Raw genomic sequence first — 17,782 nt, forward strand, 5'->3', positions numbered from 1 at the left:
GCCCGATCCGCTTGCGGCCGCGGCTCGGCCGCTTGCAGGTGACACAGACGTACAGGCGACAGGCAGCCAACGCCTGAATTGAGTTTATCGCAGGAGGGTGTATTAACATGTTCTGTTCCGGAATCGTTCGACCACGGAACTCGAAACACCCTATCTCGGATCATGACTGCCCAGCCCGCCCTCGACCACGCATCCACGCCGCCTCGCGACGCGCGCGCCGTGCTCAGTTCCGTGTTCGGCCTGCCGGGCTTCCGCGGCGCGCAGGAAGAGATCATCGGCCACGTCACCGATGGTGGCAATTGCCTGGTGCTGATGCCGACCGGCGGCGGCAAGTCGCTGTGCTACCAGCTGCCGTCGCTGCTGCGCGACGGCTGCGGCATCGTGGTGTCGCCCCTGATCGCACTGATGCGCGACCAGGTCGCCGGCCTCACCGAAGCCGGCGTCAACGCCGCGGTGCTGAATTCGACGTTGTCCTATCAGGAAGCCTCCGAGGTCGAGCGGCGGCTGCTCGCCGGCGATCTCGATTTGCTCTATGTCGCGCCGGAACGGCTGCTGACGCCGCGCTGCCTCAATCTGCTCGGCCAGGCGCAGATCGCGCTGTTTGCGATCGACGAGGCGCATTGCGTGTCGCAATGGGGCCATGACTTCCGACCGGAATATATCGGGCTGTCGGCGCTGGCCGAGCGCTTCCCCAATGTGCCGCGCATCGCACTCACCGCGACCGCGGATGCGTCGACGCGGAAGGAGATCGCCGAGCGGCTGCAGCTCACCGACGCGCCGCAGTTCGTCGCGAGCTTCGACCGGCCCAACATCCGCTACGAGATCGTCGACAAGCAGAACGCGACCACGCAGCTGAAGAACTTCATCAAGGAGCGGCATGCCGGCGACGCCGGCGTGGTCTATTGCCTGTCCCGCGCCAAGGTCGAGGACGTCGCGGCGTCGCTCAGCGAGGCCGGCATTCCCGCGCTGCCCTATCATGCCGGGCTCGATGCGTCGGTGCGCGCCCGGCATCAGGACCGCTTCCTCAACGAGGACGGCATCGTAATCGTCGCGACCATCGCCTTCGGCATGGGCATCGACAAGCCGGACGTGCGCTTCGTCGCGCATCTCGATTTGCCCAAGAGCATCGAGGCCTATTACCAGGAGACCGGCCGCGCCGGCCGTGACGGCAAGCCCTCGGCTGCGTGGATGGCCTATGGCCTCTCCGACATCGTGCAGCAGCGCCGCATGATCGACGAATCGACCGGCTCCGACGCCTTCAAGCGCGTCTCGATCGGCAAGCTCGATGCGCTGGTCGCGCTGGCTGAGACCGTGCATTGCCGGCGGCAGCGCCTGCTCGGCTATTTTGGCGAGGCGCGCGCGGAGGAAAGCTGCGGCAATTGCGACAACTGCCTGACGCCGCCGCGGGTCCGCGACGGCATGGTGCTCGCGCAGAAGCTGCTCTCCTGCGCCTATCGCACCGGGCAGCGCTTTGGCGCCATGCACCTGATCGACGTGCTGGTCGGACGGCTGACCGAGCGCGTGAAGCAGTTCGGCCACGACCAGTTGTCGGTGTTCGGCATCGGCCGCGAGCTCAACGAGAAGCAATGGCGCGCGGTGCTGCGCCAGCTGGTGGCGATGGGCCATCTGCGCGCCGACAGCGACGCCTTTGGCGCGCTGAAGCTGACGGACAGCGCGCGCGGCGTGCTGAAGGGCGAGACCGCGGTGATGTTGCGCGAGCAGCCGGAAGGCGCACGCAACCGCGCGATCCGCGGCAAGTCGCGCCGCGGCGAGCTGGCGCCGGCTACCGACGGCAAGGGCGCGGCGGCCAACCCCGCGCTCCATGCAGCGCTGCGCGCCTGGCGCTCCGAGGTGGCTCGGCAGCGTGGCGTGCCGGCCTATGTCGTGCTGCACGATTCCACCATCGACGGCATCGCCGCGATGCGGCCGGACACGCTGAATGAGCTGCGCAACATTGCCGGGATTGGCGACAAGAAGCTCGAGCATTATGGCGACGAGCTGATCAGGCTGGTGAAGGCGAACGACGGCTGAACCTTCCTCACGAGGTCTTCTTCGACGTCAGCAGCTTGATAAAATTCCGCTTCGCCTTGTGGCGCGTCATGAGATCGGCGAGGTAGGCCGAATGCTGGGCGGCTCCGTCAAGCCGCCGCATCCGCTTGATCATGGCGTGTGCGTCGCCGTAGTTGCCCTGGCCACCCAGCCGAACCTTGCGCTCTACCAATTGAGCATAGGCCTTCAACGCCTCGGCAGGGAGATCCGCTTCGCTCGCCTTGGCAAGTTCTTCCATCAGAATTTCGCGGCATCCGTGCTTGCCGGCGGCCACCCATGCGTCCGCCAGCAGTCCCTCCGCCATGAGCACTCGAACTAGAACGTCGGCTGCTCCGAATACGCTCCATTCCGATTGCGGGCCCGAGTTCCCAGCCCGGACGCTCAGCGCAGCGATGGCCTTGTCGCGGACGAGGATCTGGGCCTTGTCATCGCCGGCGGCAGATTTCAATCGCAAGTACAGTTCGACGCTGGGTTCCCGACTGAACAGCTTCCAGAGCCGTTCGTTGGCGTCTTCATTTCGTCCGCTGCGCTGAAGCAGATCACAAGCAAAGAGAACCAGATGTTTGTCGGGCTCATCCTCGAATTTCCACAGCCCCTCTTCGGCCCATTTCAGCGCTTCCTGTTCCCGCCCGTTGTCGAGACAGAGCTGAGCAACGCCGAGATAGTGATACGCGGTCGACAGATCATTCGCCCGAATGGCGATGATCCCGTCGACATCATCGTCTCGTTCAGCAAAACGCTCCATCATGGCTCGAAGCGCATATTCTCCGCCGGGCTGGACCTCTGTTCGCCTCCCTCGCCTGGATTTCACCTTCTGCCACGCTTCGGTTGCCAGCCTGCGGTATTCGGCGAGCCCCGCCGCACCGAGGACGTCAGCATAGGTCTCGCTCGCGCCAAAGAAGAACTCCCAGTCGGAATTGACTTCGCGGGCAAACAACACGCGCGCCAATCCGATGGGATCAGGCTTTGCCTGCTCGCAGGCAGCATGATGAATTTCGCAAGCCCGTGCGTAGCAGGCCCCTCCGCCGCCATCGGAATCATCGACCTTGGTCAAGGCCTCGTCCATTCGCGCGAAGAAATGATCCAGCAGCGCAAGGACAAGCAACGCTCTCCCGCCTTCGAGCAGAACCGAAATGCGATCAAGGGCGCCATCAATCTGACGAGCCCAGTCGCGCATATCGCGATATTCGATGTAGCCGCGGACTCGGGTCGCGTCAGTGATGGCTTTCTTGAGTTGCGCGCTCAGCGTGGCATCGTCTGCCGTGTCGAGCGCGGCCAAGAGTTGCAGTTCTTCAAGCAACTTGGGATCGCGCTCAGCGAGCCCAATAACCATCTCGACAAGGCGATCGATACCCTTCGCGCGTAGATGATCACGTATCTTGCCAAGCCGGTTCGAGGCCTGCCCCAGTTCGCCCGGCCCCAGATTATTGACGGTCAAGGCTACCGCTGTCAGATGCTTGCAGAAGCCCCAATCAGCGAAGGCCTGACAAGTACAATCGCCGGAAAAGCTCTTGCCTCGCCCGGTCAGTTCACAGCGATAGATTTCGGTACCAGCCACCCGCGCAACCACGCGGGCCTCGCCGATCGTCATGATCTCCACCCGGCCATCCGCTTGATAAGCGCTGCCGCGAGCAAAGGTTTTGTCACCAGCGATCTCCCGCAACACCGCAAGATCGAATCGGTCGGTCCGAACCACGGCTTCAATGTCGGAGGCGGATCGCTTTCGGGCTTGCGCCATGTGCATGCCTATTGCTCTCAGGAGGTTCGATAGCCCGAATATATCCGACAGCGCCGGCCCCGACGAGATTCGAGGGTCTCCAGATCACAGAGATTGACGACCGTCTCCTGTTCCGCCATCCGTGGCCCATGTCCGCGCAATCCGAGACCGCGTCCGCCGACCTGCTCCGTCACCCGCCACTGCTGCTGTTCGTGGCCTCGCGCAGCTTCTCCGAATTCGCCTACCAGATCGCCACCGTTGCGATCGGCTGGCAGGTCTACGCGCTGACCGGCAGCGCCGTCTATCTCGGCCTCGTCGGGCTGGTGCAGTTCATCCCGAACGCGTTGTTGGTCTTCATCGCAGGCCACGCCGCCGACCGCTACGATCGCCGCCGCGTCGTTCAGGCCTGCCAGATCATCCAGGGGCTGGCCGCCGCCTATCTCGGCTGGCGCAGCTTTGCCGGCGATCTGACGGTGCCGGAAATCTTCTCGGTGCTGATCGCGTTCGGTGTCGCCGGAGCATTCGGGGACCCGGCCGCCTCGGCGCTGCTGCCGGCCGTGGCGCCGGAGGGCCAGCTGCAGCGCACCACCGCGCTGTCGACCGGCGCCTGGCAGGTCGCGATCGTCACGGGTCCGGCGATCGGCGGCCTCACCTACGCGATCTCGCCGGCCGTCCCCTACGCCGTGATGGCGACGTTCTGGCTGCTCGCTGCCGTCTGCTGTGGCGCGATCCGGCTGGAACGGCCGGCGGCCGAGCCGGACCCGCCGTCGCTCGGGCAGTTATTCGCCGGCGTCAAATTCGTTCGCGGCAATCCGGCGATCCTCGGCACCATCTCTCTCGATCTGTTTGCGGTGCTGCTCGGCGGCGCCAGTGCGCTACTGCCGATTTATGCGCGCGACATTCTGCAAGCCGGCCCCTGGGCGCTCGGCGTGATGCGCGCCGCGCCCGCGGTCGGCGCGCTCGTGATGACGGCCGTGCTGACGCGGCATCCGATCGCGCGGCAGGTGGGATTGCGCATGTTCCAGGCGGTGATCGCCTTCGGGCTGGCAATCTGCGTATTCGCGCTGTCGCGGCAGATCTGGCTGTCGACGATGGCGCTCGCCGCGATGGGCGCCGCCGACACGATCAGCGTTGTGATCCGCGTCTCGCTGGTGCAGCTTGCAACCCCGGACGAGATGCGCGGCCGCGTCGGCGCCGTGAACTATCTGTTCGTCAACGCCTCCAACCAGCTCGGCGAGTTCGAGAGCGGCATCACCGCCGCGCTGTTCGGTGCGGTGCCCGCCGCCCTGATCGGCGGCCTCGGCACGGTCGCGGTGGCGCTGCTCTGGATGAAATTGTTCCCCTCGCTGCACAAGGTCGAGCGGCTGGAGTGAACCGGCGCCCGGATACCGCTGCTGTCAACGCAGCGGCATAGGAGCCATACCCGGCGCGGCAACGCATGCGCTTGCGGGCCGCGCCGCGCTCGCCCTAATGTTTGCCTCGCCCGTCCAACGAGGCGCGGCCGAGTCAACGATACAACGACAAGCCATAACGACAAGACATAGGGAAGAGACGGGCCATGGCTCAGGAGAGCACCGCGCGCAAGACTGCGCGCCCTGCCGAAACCGGTTCATTTGATGCCGTGGTAATCGGCGCGGGGTTTGCCGGCATGTACATGCTGCATCGGTTGCGCGGGCTCGGCTTCACGGCCCGGGTGTTCGAGGCCGGCGGCGGCGTCGGCGGCACCTGGTACTGGAATCGCTATCCCGGCGCGCGCTGCGACGTCGAGAGCCTGCAATACTCCTTCTCGTTCTCCGAGGAACTCGATCAGGAGTGGAGCTGGTCGGAGAAGTATTCTCCGCAGCCCGAAATTCTCGCCTACGCCAACCACGTCGCCGACCGCTTCGACCTGCGCAGCCAGATCGTGTTCGACACCCGCGTCACCGCGGCGACCTTCGACGAGACGGCCGGCAGCTGGCTGATCGAGACCGACCGCGGCGACAGCGTCAACGCGAAATTCTGCATCATGGCGGTCGGCTGCCTGTCGGCGCCGAACCGTCCGGCCTTCACCGGGATGGAGGATTTCCGCGGGCCGATCTATCACACCGGCGAATGGCCGCATGAGGGCGTCGACTTCACCGGCTTGCGCGTCGGCGTCATCGGCACCGGCTCGTCCGCAATCCAGTCGATCCCGATCATCGCGCAGCAGGCGTCCGAGCTCACGGTGTTCCAGCGCACCGCGACCTGGTCGGTGCCGGCGTGGAACGAGCGGCTGTCGGCGGAGTATCTGAAGGAGGCCAAGGCGCATTATCCGGAGCTGCGTGCCAAAGCCCGCGCGCGCCCGACCGGCTTCTATTTTCAGTTCAATGCCCAGCCGGCTTTGCAGGCGAGCGAGCAGGAACGCGAGCGGCTCTATGAAGAAGCCTGGCAGCGCGGCGGCCTGCCCTTCCTCGGCGCGTTCGGCGACCTCCTGTTCGAGCAGGCTGCCAACGACACCATCGCCGATTTCACGCGGGAGAAGATCCGCGGCATCGTCAAGGATCCCGCAACAGCCGAACTGCTGTGTCCGCAAAACGTGTTCGGCTGCAAGCGGCTCTGCGTCGATACCAATTATTTCGAGACCTACAATCTGCCGCATGTGAAGCTGGTCGACGTGTCGAAGACACCGATCCAACACATCACGGGCGATGCCATCGTGGTCGACGGCACCGAGTACAGGTGTGATGCGATCGTCTCCGCGACCGGCTTTGCCGCGATGACCGGCTCGTTCGACAAGATCGCGATCACCGGCCGCGGCGGGCAGACGCTCGCCGAGAAATGGCGCGCCGGCCCGCGCGCCTATCTCGGCCTCGCCTCGGAAGGCTTTCCGAACCTGTTCATGATCACCGGACCCGGCAGCCCGTCGGTGCTCGCGAGCATGATCCAGGCGATCGAGCAGCATGTCGACTGGCTGGCGGATTGCATCAGTCATATGCGCGACATCGGCGCCGGCACGATCGAGGCGGTGCGCGACGACGAGGACGCCTGGGTCGCCCATGTCAACGACGTCTCCACGGTTTCGCTGCGCTCGACCTGCAGCTCCTGGTATGTCGGCGCCAACATCCCGGGCCGTCCCCGCGTGTTCATGCCCTATATCGGCGGCTTCCCGATCTATGTGCAGAAATGCAATGAGGTGATGAATTCAGGCTATGACGGCTTCGTGCTGCAGGGCGGCCGCAACGGCAACGCGCCGCCGCAAGTGCGCTTCACCGAGCGCTGGCAGGTGCCGCTCGACATCGAGGTGATCTCGCCGGCCGCGGTCGCCGCCAGGCGCGTTCCCATGGTCTGAGCAGCAGTGGTATCCCCACCGGGATCGCGCATGATAGTGTCGTCCCGGCCCGCGCTTCGCATCGCGGGCCGCACGGGGGACGATGGCCGACACGGCACTGCAGGGATTGGTCGAGCGGATCGGCGCACATCACGTGGTGCGCCGGCTTGCGATCGAGGCCGCGCACGAGAAGCAGCTGTTCGGCCAAGGCACATTGGTGTTCAATGTCGAGAACTGGAATCTGGCGCCGCGGATCGTCACGACCGCGCTCAAGGCGGCTGGACTCTACGGCCGCGCGCGGCGCAACGCCGACCGGGTCGAGGTACGACGCAATCTGGTGACGTCGGCACGCCTGCCTGCAGCCTTTGACGGCTTCACCATCCTTCAGCTCAGCGATCTCCACGCCGACATCAGCGCCGGCGCGATGCAGCATCTCACGGACATCGTGCACACCATCGCCTGCGACATCTGCGTCCTGACCGGCGACTATCGCGGCAAGACGTTTGGCTCGTTCGAGAAAAGCCTCGCGCTGATGAGGGATCTCTGCGCGCGGATCAAGCTGCCGCGCTATGGCATCCTCGGCAATCATGACAGCATCCGCATGACGCCGGCGCTGGAGGCGATGGGCATCAGGATGTTGTTCAACGAGCAGGAGCCGATCACGCGCGACGGCGCGACGATCCATCTCGCCGGGATCGATGACGCGCATTTCTATCGCACCGACGACATTCCGAAGGCCGCAGCGGCGATCCCGCGCGCTGCGTTCTCGATCCTGCTGGCGCACACGCCGGAATCCTATCGCGCGGCGGCGGCGGCCGGCTTCGACCTGATGCTGAGCGGCCATACCCATGGCGGCCAGCTCTGCCTGCCCGGCGGCATCGCGATCAAGCTGGAGGCGCGGCTGCCGCGCCGCATGGGCAGAGGCGCCTGGCGCTTCCATCAGCTTGCCGGATACACATCGGCCGGTGCCGGCACCAGCCTGGCGCCGGTGCGGCTGAACTGCCCGGCCGAGATCACGGTGCACACGCTGCGCCGCCTCGGCGATTGACGCCGCAGAGCGCAGCGCCACCATCAAGGCTTCTTCGCGCCCGCGCTTTGTTCGTTCACCTTGCAAACGATCAGGAGCGTATAGCCGCGCGCGTCCTTTGCGATCTCGGAGGTCTCCCGCTTTGACGCATCATGCCATTCGGCGATCTGGTACTGCACCGCGCTGTTGTCGAGGAAATCGCGCAACGCGCCGGTCTTGATCGCGAAATTGATGTTCTCCGGGATGCTTCCCGTGGCCCGCGCGACCCTGACCGCGTCGAGCTTCGCGGCCACGACGCCGACCACACCGCCGCCGAGATCGAACAGCGGCCCGCCGCTGTTGCCGGGCTGCACCGCGGCGCTGATCTGCAGGAAACGGGTGTCGTTGAGGATGCCGCTCAGCGAAGAGACGATGCCCGTGGTCACGGTGAAATCGGACGTCAGCAGCCCGTGATAGGGGTAACCGATCGCCACGACGCCGTTGCCGACCGGAATGGCATTCTGCCTGATCTTGGCAACGTCCTTGAACGGCGATGGCGCCTGCAGCAGCGCGAGATCGTTGGTTTCATCGCTCGACACCAGCCGCAGCTTGACCGGCGCCTCGCCGCTCAGATTACCCGTAATCTCGCTGCAGCCGTCGATGACATGATGGTTGGTGACGACATGGCCGGTGCTGCTGACCACGAAACCGGTGCCGGTTCCGCCCCTGGCCTGCTTCTGTGGCGGGTTCGGTGCAGACTGCGCCTGTGCGCAGCCTGCGGGGCCGCCACGGGCTTCGCCGCGACCGCGAATTCCCCGGCACTGGCGACGCCGTTCTTCTTCACCGACATGACGCAGTTGAGCAGCGCCGGCAGCAGTTGTCCGGTCTGATTCAGGTTGAACTGAAACAATTGTCCCTGCGCGAATGCCGTCATCTGGCGCGCCTTGCGGAACTGATTGATCAGGTTGGAGTTCACCGGCATCTCGACATTCACGAGCGTGGTGCCGAGCGGCATGCCGTAGACATTGAACGCCGGCTGGCCGTCAAAGGTCAGCGCAAGCGGAAAGGCCTCGCCCGGCGTCAGACGCCAGCTCTCATGGGCAAAGCCCAGCCGCCAGCTGCCATTTTCGGCGATCGCCACCATGAAGAAGATGCCGCTCTGGTAGGTCGACCCCGCCGAGCAATGCGTGAACGCGCCGCTCTTGTCGTCCGTGAAGGCGCCGCCCTTCCAGTTGCCGACCGTGATCGAGCCGTAGGGGCCGCGGGCGCTCGACGGAGCTGCAGACACAAGCAGGCAAGCGGCCGCAACGACCGCCCAGATCACAACTCTCATGATGCGCACTCCCCAGCCACAACCCCATCATAGGAGGCGGAGAAATTCATCCGCAAGTGGTGCGCGGCTTGGTCTTCGGTCCTGCGGCCACGCAATACCGCCGCGGATGCGGCGTTCGCCACACCCTCAGGTTACAGGGCGACATGTTCCTATTTTGTTCCTAAGATGTCAACCCGGACATGATCCAGCGCTGCCAGGGCGGATGCTATTGCGGCTCCCGAACCGAGGACTGCGCCGGCGGATCCGGATCGCTGAACCAGTACCAGGATGCGAGGGCATGCACGCCGACGCCGATCAGGAAGATGCCGGCATAGAGCTCGACCTCGCTGTTCAGCGCCAGCAGGCGGGTGCGCGGCATATAGCCATGGTTCTGGTAGACCCAGAACCAATGTCCCACGGCGACGATGCCAATGCCGAGCGCGGCGATGGCTCGGCCGGCCGCATTCATCATCCTCACGCGAAGGTCTCCCGACTCGCCCGGCACGATGAAACTACCGGGCGAAGCTGACGCGGACCTGACGCGGCAACGCAGGGGGCTTGTAACCCGGATGGAGCCAACGGGTCGCGCGAACGCGCGCCCGATGACAGGATCCGCGAAATCCGGGACGGTATTTCCGCAGAGGGTGCTGTCTTCTCCTTCCCCCTGAAAGGGGGAAGGTCGTGATGGGGGTCAGCCGCGGGCGACGCTACAAGCGGAGAAAGCAGATCCCCACCCACTTTGCTCTGGCGAGCAAAGCGACCTCCCCTTTTCAAGGGGAGGTTTGGAGCAGCGTAGCCGCCTCAGCCGTTCCTGAACGCGTAGGCATAGCCGTTGAGCGCCGGTGCGCCGCCGAGATGGGCGTAGAGCACCTTCGATCCGGCCGGGAAGAAGCCCTTCTGCACCAGATCGATCATGCCCTGCATCGATTTCCCCTCATAGACGGGGTCGGTGATCATGCCTTCGAGCCGCGCGCTGAGGCGAATCGCCGCCTTCGTCTCTTCCGACGGCACGCCGTAGGCGGGATAGGCGTAGTCCTCGATCAGCACGACATCGTCCTCGACGATATCGCGGCCGAGCTCGATAAGCTTCGCGGTGTTCTGCGCGATCGACAGCACCTGCGCCTTGGTCTGCGCGGGCGTGAACGAACCGTCAATGCCGATCACGTTGCGCGCGCGCCCGTCGGCGGCGAAGCCGACCAGCATGCCGGCATGGGTCGAGCCGGTCACCGTGCAGACCACGATGTAGTCGAACTTGACGCCGAGCTGGCGCTCCTGCGCGCGCACCTCTTCGGCGAAGCCGACATAGCCGAGCCCGCCATATTTGTGCACGGAGGCGCCGGCCGGAATGGCGTAGGGCTTGCCGCCCGCGGCCTTCACCTCCTCGATCGCCTGCTCCCAGCTCTTGCGGATGCCGATGTCGAAACCTTCGTCGACCAGACGCACATCGGCGCCCATCACGCGCGAGAGCAGGATGTTGCCGACACGGTCGTAAACCGCGTCCTCGTGCGGCACCCAGCTTTCCTGCACCAGCCGGCACTTCATGCCGATCTTGGCCGCGACGGCGGCAACCATGCGGGTGTGGTTGGACTGCACGCCGCCGATCGAGACAAGCGTGTCGGCGTTGGAGGCGATCGCGTCGGGGATGATGTATTCGAGCTTGCGCAGCTTGTTGCCGCCGAAGGCGAGCCCGGAATTGCAATCCTCGCGCTTGGCATAGAGCTCGACCTTGCCGCCGAGATGCTTTGACAGCCGATCGAGCTTCTCGATGGCGGTCGGTCCGAAGGTGAGCGGATAGCGCGCGAACTTCTCCAGCATACTGGTATCCTCTTTGGTGGTCTGGAACGGCGGCCACACCTATCACCCCAGGCGCGAAAGGTGTTCTCTAACTCAGCCCTCGCAGCTACTGATGATTACTGATTTTCGCGCAGATGCTATGTTTTCTTTCATAAACCAGCCCAATAGTGAGAGATTCTTCCATGTCGGCCCGGCTCGATCGCATTGACCTCAAGATGTTGAGATTGCTGCAGAAGAACGGCCGGCTCAGCAATGCCGAGCTGGCCGATCAGGTCGGCGTCAGCCCCGCCACCTGCCATCGCCGGACGCAAGCGCTGTTCGACGAGGGCTATGTCAGCGGCGTCCGCGCCATGGTGGCGCCGCGCAAGCTCGGTAAGGGCACGCTGGTGATGGTCGGCGTCGTGCTCGACCGCTCGACGCCGGAGAGCTTTGCGAGCTTCGAGCAGGCGGTGGCGAAGCTCAAATGCGTGCTCGACTGCCACCTCGTCGCCGGCGATTTCGACTACTTCCTCAAGATCCGCGCCGGCGACGTCGACGACTTCAAGCGCATCCATGGCGACCAGCTGATCGCACTGCCCGGCGTGCGGCAGACCCGCACCTTCTTCGTGATGAAGGAGGTGGTGGACAATGCGGCGCTGGAGTTTTGAGCCGCTAAAGCGCGATGAGATTGGGTTGAATCGTCATCGCGCTTTAGCTCGCTGTTTGAGCATGATCTCCGCGCAAATGCGTTCCGCGTTTGTCGCGAGGGAAAACCACTTCGCACTTTTCCGGATCATGCTTTAGCTCCGCTCGGCAACTTACTTCGATGCCTTGGCGATCTTGTGCCCGAGATGGCCGGTCTGATGATCTCTGCGGAGTTGGCTCAGCGACGTCTCATTCAGTGCGGCCAGGACATCGCTCAGCTTCTCGGTTTCGGGATAACCCGCCGCGAAACCCGGCCCGTAAACCTTGCGCAGGGTGCGCAGCAGCGTGTCGCCGTGCTTGCCGCTGATTTCGCCGTCCTTGTTGGGATGCCGATTGTCGAGACCTGGCTTGCTCATGCTGCTCTCCCTTGCGCTTTTTGCTGGCAGCATCTGCCTGCGGAGACCAAATGGCAATTGAGGCCGCAAAAACGACCGGGGAACCCCTTCCAACGCCCTCATACAGCCTTCGTCGAAGGCGAGTATTCGGTGGCTATTTGCGGCGTATTCGGTCAATGTGACTTACGTGCTCCTGCGGACTCCGGAGAGGCCTGACGCGGCAATCGTAGCAGCAAGTTGCGTCGATACGGGAAGCCACAGCTCCATTGCGTCACAGCCCAGTCCTGCGTTAGAGCGTTTTCGAGCGAAGTGGACACCGGTTCGCGTGAAGAAAACGCGTCAAAACAAAAAGCTGGAGCTTCGGTTCTGATTTGATCAGAGCCGAAAATGCTCTAGAGCACCCCCTACACTGCAGAGGTGGACAGATGTCATATGCCTACAAGCTGAATGAAGACGTTCACCACCGGGCCCAGGGGCCGCAAGGTCGTGCCGAGGCCGATCAGCCGGCGGTCTACACCATCGTTCAACGCATGCCGATTGAAGCAGACGGGCGGCTTCGATACCGCATCAGGAGCAAAGCAGGCAACATCGAGCGCGTGGTGACGGAAGAGCAGCTGTCGTACTCTCAATAGGCAATGCGCAGCCGTCGAAAATCGGCGCAGGTCGACGGCTTCAAGCGCCTCCATGGCAACCGGTTGAGCGCGCCGTCCGGCGTGCGGCAGACCCGCTCCTTCTTCGTTATGAAGGAGGTGGTGGACCATGCGGCACCGGAGTTTTGAGCCTGACTGATCAATGCCGCAGAGTGGCGGTGAGCTCGGTCGGCCGGGCGGCCCGGGGGGAGTAATCCTCTCATTCGACTTGATGGGCAGCGCAAATCGGCGCAGTCTCACCCGGAATCCCCTCAGGCTGCAGGGGCGCGCGCGGACGCGCGGGGACATCCGCGGATGACGATCATGAACGTCACGGCGATCAGACTGGTGATACCGTTGCTGGCACTTGCCGCCGGCGGCACGGCGGCGCTCGTCTACGGCATCCACCAAACCCAGCAAATCCTCGGCGTGAGCACGCCTTTGATGGCGACGGCGCCATCCGCGCCGGCGGTTCCCGCGCAAGACGAGGACAAGACGCCGCTGGCAAAGGCGCAAACCGAGACCGCGGCGCTCGCCAACGCGCTGGCAGGGCCGCCGCCAGCACCGGGCGGCGATGCGGTGCCGGAGTTCGACGTTGTCAGCATCGAGCCGACCGGCGAGACCGTTGTCGCCGGCAGGGCAGCGCCGGGCGCGACGGTGGAATTGCTGCGCAATGGCGAGGTGCACGATCGCATCGTGGCTGATGCATCCGGCCAGTTCGTCATGGTGCCGCGCCCGCTTCCGCCGGGAAACTATGACCTGACCCTGCGCATCACGCGTGACGGCAAGCAGGTGACTTCCAAGCAGAGCGTGGCCGTGGCGCTCGAGGCTGCGGCAAGGGAGCGGCCGATGGTGGCGCTGATGGCGCCGGACAAACCGATCCGGGTGCTGTCGCAACCTGCGGCCGCGGCGCCTGCGGCCGGAAAGGTGGCTGTCGAGGCCGTCGAGACCGAGCCGGGCGGCAAGCTCCATGTCAGCGGTCGGGCAGCTCCCGGCGCGACCGTCAGGCTCTATCTCAACGACAGCTTGATCACATCCGCCACGGCCGACGAGGCGGGGCACCTCTCGGTCACCATCAACAAGGGCGTAGCGGCCGGCGATTATCGGGTCCGGCTTGACGACGTCGATCCCGGCTCCGGCAAGGTCCGCGCGCGCGCCGAGGTGCCGTTCAACGTTCCCGATGCGACGTCGACCGCGTCGATCCCGGCGCCTGCAGCGTCGTCCGGCCGCGCGGATGTGGCCACACCGCAGCTCGCGGCGGCGACAACCACCGCGGCAGTGAGCTCGCCCTCCGCCGTGATCGTGCCGAAGATCACGACAACGACCGTGGCCCGCGGTGACAGTCTGTGGCGGATCAGCCAGCGCGCACTCGGCGCCGGACAGCGCTACGCGGTGATCTATCGGGCCAACCAGCAGCAGATCCGCAATCCGAACTTGATCTATCCCGGCCAGGTTTTCGTCCTGCCGGCGCGGTGAGATCGGCATTCCGCCGGCGGTCATTTGCCCGGAGATTTCAGGAAGGCCACGATCCCGGCGCGATCCTCCGCCGAACGCACGCCGGTATACGGCTTCATGCCGTTGCCCGACACCACGGCTTCCGAATCCTCGATGAAGCGCAACAGCGTGCGCTCATCCCAGACGATGTCGGATGATTTCATCGCCTCCGAGTAGGGAAAATTCGCCACCGATCCGGCCTTGCGGCCGATGATGTTGTGCAGGTTCGGGCCGGCGCGGTTATCGCCGTCCTTCACCGTGTGGCAGGTGCGGCAGGAATTGTTGAACGCCTGCTCGCCGGACACGCCCGCATCCTGGCCATGGGACCGCCGCAGCGGCAGGAACGCCAGTGCGCAAAGCAGGACGATGAAAAATCTGGGCCGCATCGATCACTCCGTCGGCAATTGCGCAAGCTCGCAACACCGCGTCGCTTGTGCCATGCCGTCAACGCAGAGGCCGCATGAAAGGTCCTCGCGCGCCAAGCCCCTGCATCTGGCGCACGCCCAGCCGCCACACTAGATGTGCTGCCATGCAGCACCCCGCTCTCCAGAATTTCATTGCCAGCCATCAACGCCTGTTTGTCCTGACCGGAGCCGGCTGCAGCACCAATTCCGGGATTCCCGACTATCGCGACAGCGACGGCAACTGGAAGCGGACGCGGCCGGTCACCATCCAGGCATTTTTGGGCGAGGCGGCGACGCGGCAGCGCTATTGGGCGCGCAGCATGGTCGGCTGGCGGCGGTTCGGCCGCGCGATACCGAATGGTGCGCATCGCGCGCTGGCCAAGCTCGAGCAACAGGGCCGCTGCGAGCAGCTCGTGACCCAGAATGTCGATCGTTTGCACCAGGCCGCGGGCAGCCAGCGCGTGATCGACCTGCACGGCCGGCTCGATGTGGTCCGCTGCCTCGGCTGCTCTGCGACGATGCCGCGCGAACAATTTCAGGGCGAACTGGCGCGGCTGAACCCGGCCTGGCTCGCGCTCGATGCCACCGGTGCACCCGACGGTGACGCCGACCTAGAACAGGATTTTTCATCGTTCGTGGTGCCGGCCTGCGAGGCCTGCGGCGGCGTGCTGAAGCCTGATGTGGTGTTCTTTGGCGAGAACGTGCCGGGCGACACGGTCGCTTCGGCGCAGACGCATCTCGAACAGGCCGACGCGCTGCTGATCGTTGGCTCCTCGCTGATGGTCTATTCCGGCTTCCGCTTCGTGCGGATGGCCGAGCAACGCGGGTTGCCGATTGCCGCCGTCAATCTCGGGCGCACCCGCGCCGACGACCTGCTCACGCTCAAGGTCGAGGACCAGTGCGAGACCGCGCTGTCGTTCCTGCTGTAGATCAGCGCTCGCTCGCCGGCGCTCTACGCCCGATGGCGCTGCGATTTGGCCATCGGCATGTTGGCGTTCCAATGCGTCCAGCTCACGCTGGCGAGGCTGCGCTGGTCCGTCGCCAGCGGGCGACGGGTGCGGCGCTCATACTCGGCGATGCAGCGGCCTGACTCGCCGATCTTGCGCTGCAATTCGTCGATCGTCATCTGCGTGGCGCGGCCGCAATTGGCCTTGCCGAGCTGATCGGCCTCGATCGCCTTCAACGCCGCGCGGAGCTTTTTGAGCTGCGCGCGCTGCCAGGCAATATGGCTGTCGCTGTCTGCCGTCATGAGGCCGCCACCATCTTTGATCGTTGCACGCCGTTGGGAACCTCGATGTCGACCTCGAGCATCGAGACGAACTTGCCGCGATCCATCCGGATCACGATCTTGTCGGGATCGAGATCGACATGTTTGGACACCACGCTCAGGATTTCCGAGCGGAGGGTCTCCAGAAGATCGGGCGCACCGCTCCGGCCACGCTCATGCGCGAGCAGGATTTGCAGCCGCTCCCGTGCCACGGGGGCGGACCCTGCACGGCCGCCAAAGAGCCGCATCAGGTTCATCACGCAGCCCTCCGTCGCAGCAGCCGGTCCATGAGCCCCTTTCGCTCGATCGGCACCTTCATTTCGATCTGCTCGCCCATCAGGCGCCGCACCGCGTCGCTATATGCGCGCGCCGGCGCGCTGCCGGCATTGTTCAGCGTCACCGGACAGCCGACATTGGAGGCGCGCAGCACGTCCTGGCTTTCCGGGACAATGCCGAGCAAGGGGGTCGCAAGGATTTCCAGGATATCGTCGATCGACAGCATCTCGCCGCGCGCGGCACGACCGGCATCGTAGCGGGTGACCAGCAGATGCTTCTCGACCCGCTCGCCGCGTTCGGCGCGGGCCGTCTTGGAATCCAGCATGCCGATGATGCGGTCGGAGTCGCGCACCGACGACACTTCGGGATTGGTGACGATGATGGCCTCGTCGGCGTAGCGCATCGCGAGCGTCGCGCCGCGTTCGATGCCGGCCGGGCTGTCGCACAGGATCCAGTCGAACTTGGTCTTGAGGTCGGCGATGACGCGCTTGACGCCCTCTTCCGTCAGGGCGTCCTTGTCGCGGGTCTGCGACGCCGGCAACAGCCAGAGGTTCTCCAGCCGCTTGTCGCGGATCAGGGCCTGCGGCAGTTTCGCAACCCCTTGCACCACGTTGATGAGGTCGAATACGACCCGGCGCTCCGCGCCCATCACCAAATCGAGGTTACGCAGGCCGACGTCGAAGTCGATGACGACGACGTTCTGGCCCATTTGCGCGAGCGCCGCGCCAAGCGCGGCGGTGGAGGTCGTCTTGCCGACTCCTCCCTTCCCAGACGTCACGACCAAAACCTTGGCCATTTCTCTCTCTCCTTGTGGTCGGTCAGTTCAAAGCGGTGATGCGCAGCATTTCGCCCTCGAGCCACGCCTGGGCGGGCCGGTTGCGTAAGCTGTCAGAGATTTCTTCCGCGGTCTGGTAATAGCCGTCGATGGCGAGCAGCTCGGCCTCTATCCTCTGGCAGAAGATTCGAGCCGCCGAATTTCCGTTGATTCCCGCCATCGCGCGGCCGCGCAGCGTGCCGTAGACATGGATCGAGCCGCCAGCGACAACCTCGGCGCCGGAACCGACCGAACCGAGCACGGTGACGTCGCCCTCGGCAAACACGATCGACTGGCCGGAGCGGACCGGGCTCTCCAGCAGCAGCGACGGCAATTTGCTCTTGTCCTTGTTTTTTTCCTGCACCTGCGGCGTCTTCGGTTCGACATGGGTGATCGCGCAGGCCCGGCCGCCGGTCAGAAGCGGCGGCATGTTGGCGGCGAGCTTTGATTCGTCGACACCCTCGATGCCGAGGATGCGGATGTTGCGTTCCCCCAGGCTGCCGACCAGATGCGCGATCGCGGCCTGGCTGAGATCGACGGCCGACAGATCGAGCACGATGGGCTTGCCGGTGAAGAAGCCCGGCGATTTCGCCAGTGTCGCATCAATCTCGGCAAGCCAGGACACGACCGGCACGACGGGCGAGAAAACGAACGCAACATAGGAACGGCCGCGCATGCGGACCTGCTGACGTGCGACCTGTTGAGTTGCGTCCAT

General features: G+C 64.8%; 19 protein-coding genes and 1 pseudogene. 9 read left to right on the forward strand and 11 right to left on the reverse strand.

Annotated features, from left to right (window positions below):
• The first annotated feature begins 162 nt into the window (after nt 1-162).
• Nucleotides 163-2,031, forward strand: a complete 1,869-nt coding sequence (gene recQ, locus WDM24_RS39570) for a DNA helicase RecQ (RefSeq protein ID WP_338829562.1) — start codon at nt 163-165, stop codon at nt 2,029-2,031.
• A 7-nt stretch (nt 2,032-2,038) separates the two neighbouring features.
• Here the strand turns inward: recQ and WDM24_RS39575 are convergent, their stop codons facing one another.
• On the reverse strand, nt 2,039-3,793 hold the full coding sequence (locus WDM24_RS39575; RefSeq protein WP_338829563.1) for an SWIM zinc finger family protein: 1,755 nt from the start codon (nt 3,791-3,793) through the stop codon (nt 2,039-2,041).
• Between the two features lie 122 nt (nt 3,794-3,915).
• On the opposite strand from WDM24_RS39575, the gene WDM24_RS39580 reads away from it, so the two are divergent.
• The 3 genes from WDM24_RS39580 (at nt 3,916) to WDM24_RS39590 (ending at nt 8,100) form a co-directional block, all read left to right on the forward strand.
• Entirely contained in the window at nt 3,916-5,139 is a 1,224-nt protein-coding gene (locus WDM24_RS39580; RefSeq protein ID WP_338829564.1) for an MFS transporter, read from the forward strand.
• A 185-nt stretch (nt 5,140-5,324) separates the two neighbouring features.
• Complete coding sequence (locus WDM24_RS39585) at nt 5,325-7,073, forward strand: NAD(P)/FAD-dependent oxidoreductase (protein ID WP_338829565.1); 1,749 nt, start codon at nt 5,325-5,327, stop codon at nt 7,071-7,073.
• Nucleotides 7,074-7,155: 82 nt separating this feature from the next.
• On the forward strand, nt 7,156-8,100 hold the full coding sequence (locus tag WDM24_RS39590; RefSeq protein ID WP_338693069.1) for a metallophosphoesterase: 945 nt from the start codon (nt 7,156-7,158) through the stop codon (nt 8,098-8,100).
• 23 nt (nt 8,101-8,123) lie between these two features.
• Here the strand turns inward: WDM24_RS39590 and WDM24_RS39595 are convergent, their stop codons facing one another.
• The 4 genes from WDM24_RS39595 to WDM24_RS39610 form a co-directional block, all read right to left on the reverse strand.
• A complete protein-coding gene (locus tag WDM24_RS39595; protein ID WP_338829566.1) occupies nt 8,124-8,762 on the reverse strand; it encodes a S1C family serine protease in 639 nt (212 codons plus the stop codon).
• A complete protein-coding gene (locus tag WDM24_RS39600; RefSeq protein WP_338829567.1) occupies nt 8,687-9,391 on the reverse strand; it encodes a hypothetical protein in 705 nt (234 codons plus the stop codon). Before WDM24_RS39600 ends, WDM24_RS39595 begins: the two co-directional genes overlap by 76 nt.
• A gap of 205 nt (nt 9,392-9,596) precedes the next feature.
• Nucleotides 9,597-9,842: a hypothetical protein gene (locus tag WDM24_RS39605; protein ID WP_338701709.1), complete on the reverse strand. Its 246-nt coding sequence runs from the start codon at nt 9,840-9,842 to the stop codon at nt 9,597-9,599.
• 329 nt (nt 9,843-10,171) lie between these two features.
• Nucleotides 10,172-11,185 carry a 1-aminocyclopropane-1-carboxylate deaminase gene (locus WDM24_RS39610; protein WP_338693073.1) on the reverse strand — a complete coding sequence of 338 codons (1,014 nt, stop codon included), beginning with the start codon at nt 11,183-11,185 and terminating at the stop codon, nt 10,172-10,174.
• Nucleotides 11,186-11,346: 161 nt separating this feature from the next.
• Between WDM24_RS39610 and WDM24_RS39615 the strand changes: the two genes are divergently transcribed.
• A complete protein-coding gene (locus WDM24_RS39615; protein ID WP_166213409.1) occupies nt 11,347-11,811 on the forward strand; it encodes an Lrp/AsnC family transcriptional regulator in 465 nt (154 codons plus the stop codon).
• 150 nt (nt 11,812-11,961) lie between these two features.
• Here WDM24_RS39615 and WDM24_RS39620 read toward each other — a convergent pair whose 3' ends face one another.
• Complete coding sequence (locus WDM24_RS39620; RefSeq protein ID WP_166213408.1) at nt 11,962-12,204, reverse strand: hypothetical protein; 243 nt, start codon at nt 12,202-12,204, stop codon at nt 11,962-11,964.
• Nucleotides 12,205-12,608: 404 nt separating this feature from the next.
• Between WDM24_RS39620 and WDM24_RS39625 the strand changes: the two genes are divergently transcribed.
• The 3 genes and pseudogenes from WDM24_RS39625 (at nt 12,609) to WDM24_RS39635 (ending at nt 14,288) form a co-directional block, all read left to right on the forward strand.
• A complete protein-coding gene (locus WDM24_RS39625) occupies nt 12,609-12,815 on the forward strand; it encodes a hypothetical protein (protein WP_029080494.1) in 207 nt (68 codons plus the stop codon).
• A 39-nt stretch (nt 12,816-12,854) separates the two neighbouring features.
• A pseudogene (locus WDM24_RS39630) lies at nt 12,855-12,962 on the forward strand (AsnC family transcriptional regulator); the annotation flags it as partial.
• 165 nt (nt 12,963-13,127) lie between these two features.
• On the forward strand, nt 13,128-14,288 hold the full coding sequence (locus WDM24_RS39635; RefSeq protein WP_166299800.1) for a LysM peptidoglycan-binding domain-containing protein: 1,161 nt from the start codon (nt 13,128-13,130) through the stop codon (nt 14,286-14,288).
• A 20-nt stretch (nt 14,289-14,308) separates the two neighbouring features.
• On the opposite strand, the gene WDM24_RS39640 is transcribed toward WDM24_RS39635, so the two are convergent.
• Complete coding sequence (locus WDM24_RS39640; RefSeq protein WP_166299802.1) at nt 14,309-14,692, reverse strand: c-type cytochrome; 384 nt, start codon at nt 14,690-14,692, stop codon at nt 14,309-14,311.
• 143 nt (nt 14,693-14,835) lie between these two features.
• On the opposite strand from WDM24_RS39640, the gene WDM24_RS39645 reads away from it, so the two are divergent.
• The gene (locus tag WDM24_RS39645; RefSeq protein WP_338829568.1) at nt 14,836-15,639 is read left to right on the forward strand and encodes an NAD-dependent protein deacetylase; all 804 of its coding nucleotides are present in this window, start codon (nt 14,836-14,838) and stop codon (nt 15,637-15,639) included.
• Between the two features lie 23 nt (nt 15,640-15,662).
• Here the strand turns inward: WDM24_RS39645 and WDM24_RS39650 are convergent, their stop codons facing one another.
• The 4 genes from WDM24_RS39650 to minC are packed head-to-tail and all read right to left on the reverse strand — an operon-like array spanning nt 15,663 to nt 17,782.
• Nucleotides 15,663-15,959, reverse strand: a complete 297-nt coding sequence (locus tag WDM24_RS39650) for a hypothetical protein (protein ID WP_166213405.1) — start codon at nt 15,957-15,959, stop codon at nt 15,663-15,665.
• Nucleotides 15,956-16,234: a cell division topological specificity factor MinE gene (gene minE, locus WDM24_RS39655; protein ID WP_029080499.1), complete on the reverse strand. Its 279-nt coding sequence runs from the start codon at nt 16,232-16,234 to the stop codon at nt 15,956-15,958. Before minE ends, WDM24_RS39650 begins: the two co-directional genes overlap by 4 nt.
• The gene (gene minD, locus WDM24_RS39660) at nt 16,234-17,049 is read right to left on the reverse strand and encodes a septum site-determining protein MinD (RefSeq protein WP_338829569.1); all 816 of its coding nucleotides are present in this window, start codon (nt 17,047-17,049) and stop codon (nt 16,234-16,236) included. Before minD ends, minE begins: the two co-directional genes overlap by 1 nt.
• Nucleotides 17,050-17,071: 22 nt before the next feature.
• Entirely contained in the window at nt 17,072-17,782 is a 711-nt protein-coding gene (minC, locus tag WDM24_RS39665; RefSeq protein WP_338829570.1) for a septum site-determining protein MinC, read from the reverse strand.

The sequence above is a fragment of the Bradyrhizobium sp. 27S5 genome (genome assembly GCF_037217225.1).
GTDB lineage: Bacteria > Pseudomonadota > Alphaproteobacteria > Rhizobiales > Xanthobacteraceae > Bradyrhizobium > Bradyrhizobium septentrionale.

Bases quoted from the DNA above. Each gene is read 5' to 3' on its own strand.
- WDM24_RS39600 (WP_338829567.1), bottom strand. From the start codon at position 9,391: ATGAGAGTTGTGATCTGGGCGGTCGTTGCGGCCGCTTGCCTGCTTGTG.
- WDM24_RS39585 (WP_338829565.1), top strand. From the start codon at position 5,325: ATGGCTCAGGAGAGCACCGCGCGCAAGACTGCGCGCCCTGCCGAAACC.
- WDM24_RS39640 (WP_166299802.1), bottom strand. From the start codon at position 14,692: ATGCGGCCCAGATTTTTCATCGTCCTGCTTTGCGCACTGGCGTTCCTG.
- WDM24_RS39635 (WP_166299800.1), top strand. From the start codon at position 13,128: ATGACGATCATGAACGTCACGGCGATCAGACTGGTGATACCGTTGCTG.
- WDM24_RS39580 (WP_338829564.1), top strand. From the start codon at position 3,916: ATGTCCGCGCAATCCGAGACCGCGTCCGCCGACCTGCTCCGTCACCCG.
- WDM24_RS39615 (WP_166213409.1), top strand. From the start codon at position 11,347: ATGTCGGCCCGGCTCGATCGCATTGACCTCAAGATGTTGAGATTGCTG.
- WDM24_RS39575 (WP_338829563.1), bottom strand. From the start codon at position 3,793: ATGCACATGGCGCAAGCCCGAAAGCGATCCGCCTCCGACATTGAAGCC.
- WDM24_RS39610 (WP_338693073.1), bottom strand. From the start codon at position 11,185: ATGCTGGAGAAGTTCGCGCGCTATCCGCTCACCTTCGGACCGACCGCC.
- WDM24_RS39605 (WP_338701709.1), bottom strand. From the start codon at position 9,842: ATGATGAATGCGGCCGGCCGAGCCATCGCCGCGCTCGGCATTGGCATC.
- minC (WP_338829570.1), bottom strand. From the start codon at position 17,782: ATGGACGCAACTCAACAGGTCGCACGTCAGCAGGTCCGCATGCGCGGC.
- WDM24_RS39590 (WP_338693069.1), top strand. From the start codon at position 7,156: ATGGCCGACACGGCACTGCAGGGATTGGTCGAGCGGATCGGCGCACAT.
- recQ (WP_338829562.1), top strand. From the start codon at position 163: ATGACTGCCCAGCCCGCCCTCGACCACGCATCCACGCCGCCTCGCGAC.
- minE (WP_029080499.1), bottom strand. From the start codon at position 16,234: ATGAACCTGATGCGGCTCTTTGGCGGCCGTGCAGGGTCCGCCCCCGTG.
- WDM24_RS39620 (WP_166213408.1), bottom strand. From the start codon at position 12,204: ATGAGCAAGCCAGGTCTCGACAATCGGCATCCCAACAAGGACGGCGAA.
- WDM24_RS39650 (WP_166213405.1), bottom strand. From the start codon at position 15,959: ATGACGGCAGACAGCGACAGCCATATTGCCTGGCAGCGCGCGCAGCTC.
- WDM24_RS39645 (WP_338829568.1), top strand. From the start codon at position 14,836: ATGCAGCACCCCGCTCTCCAGAATTTCATTGCCAGCCATCAACGCCTG.
- minD (WP_338829569.1), bottom strand. From the start codon at position 17,049: ATGGCCAAGGTTTTGGTCGTGACGTCTGGGAAGGGAGGAGTCGGCAAG.
- WDM24_RS39625 (WP_029080494.1), top strand. From the start codon at position 12,609: ATGTCATATGCCTACAAGCTGAATGAAGACGTTCACCACCGGGCCCAG.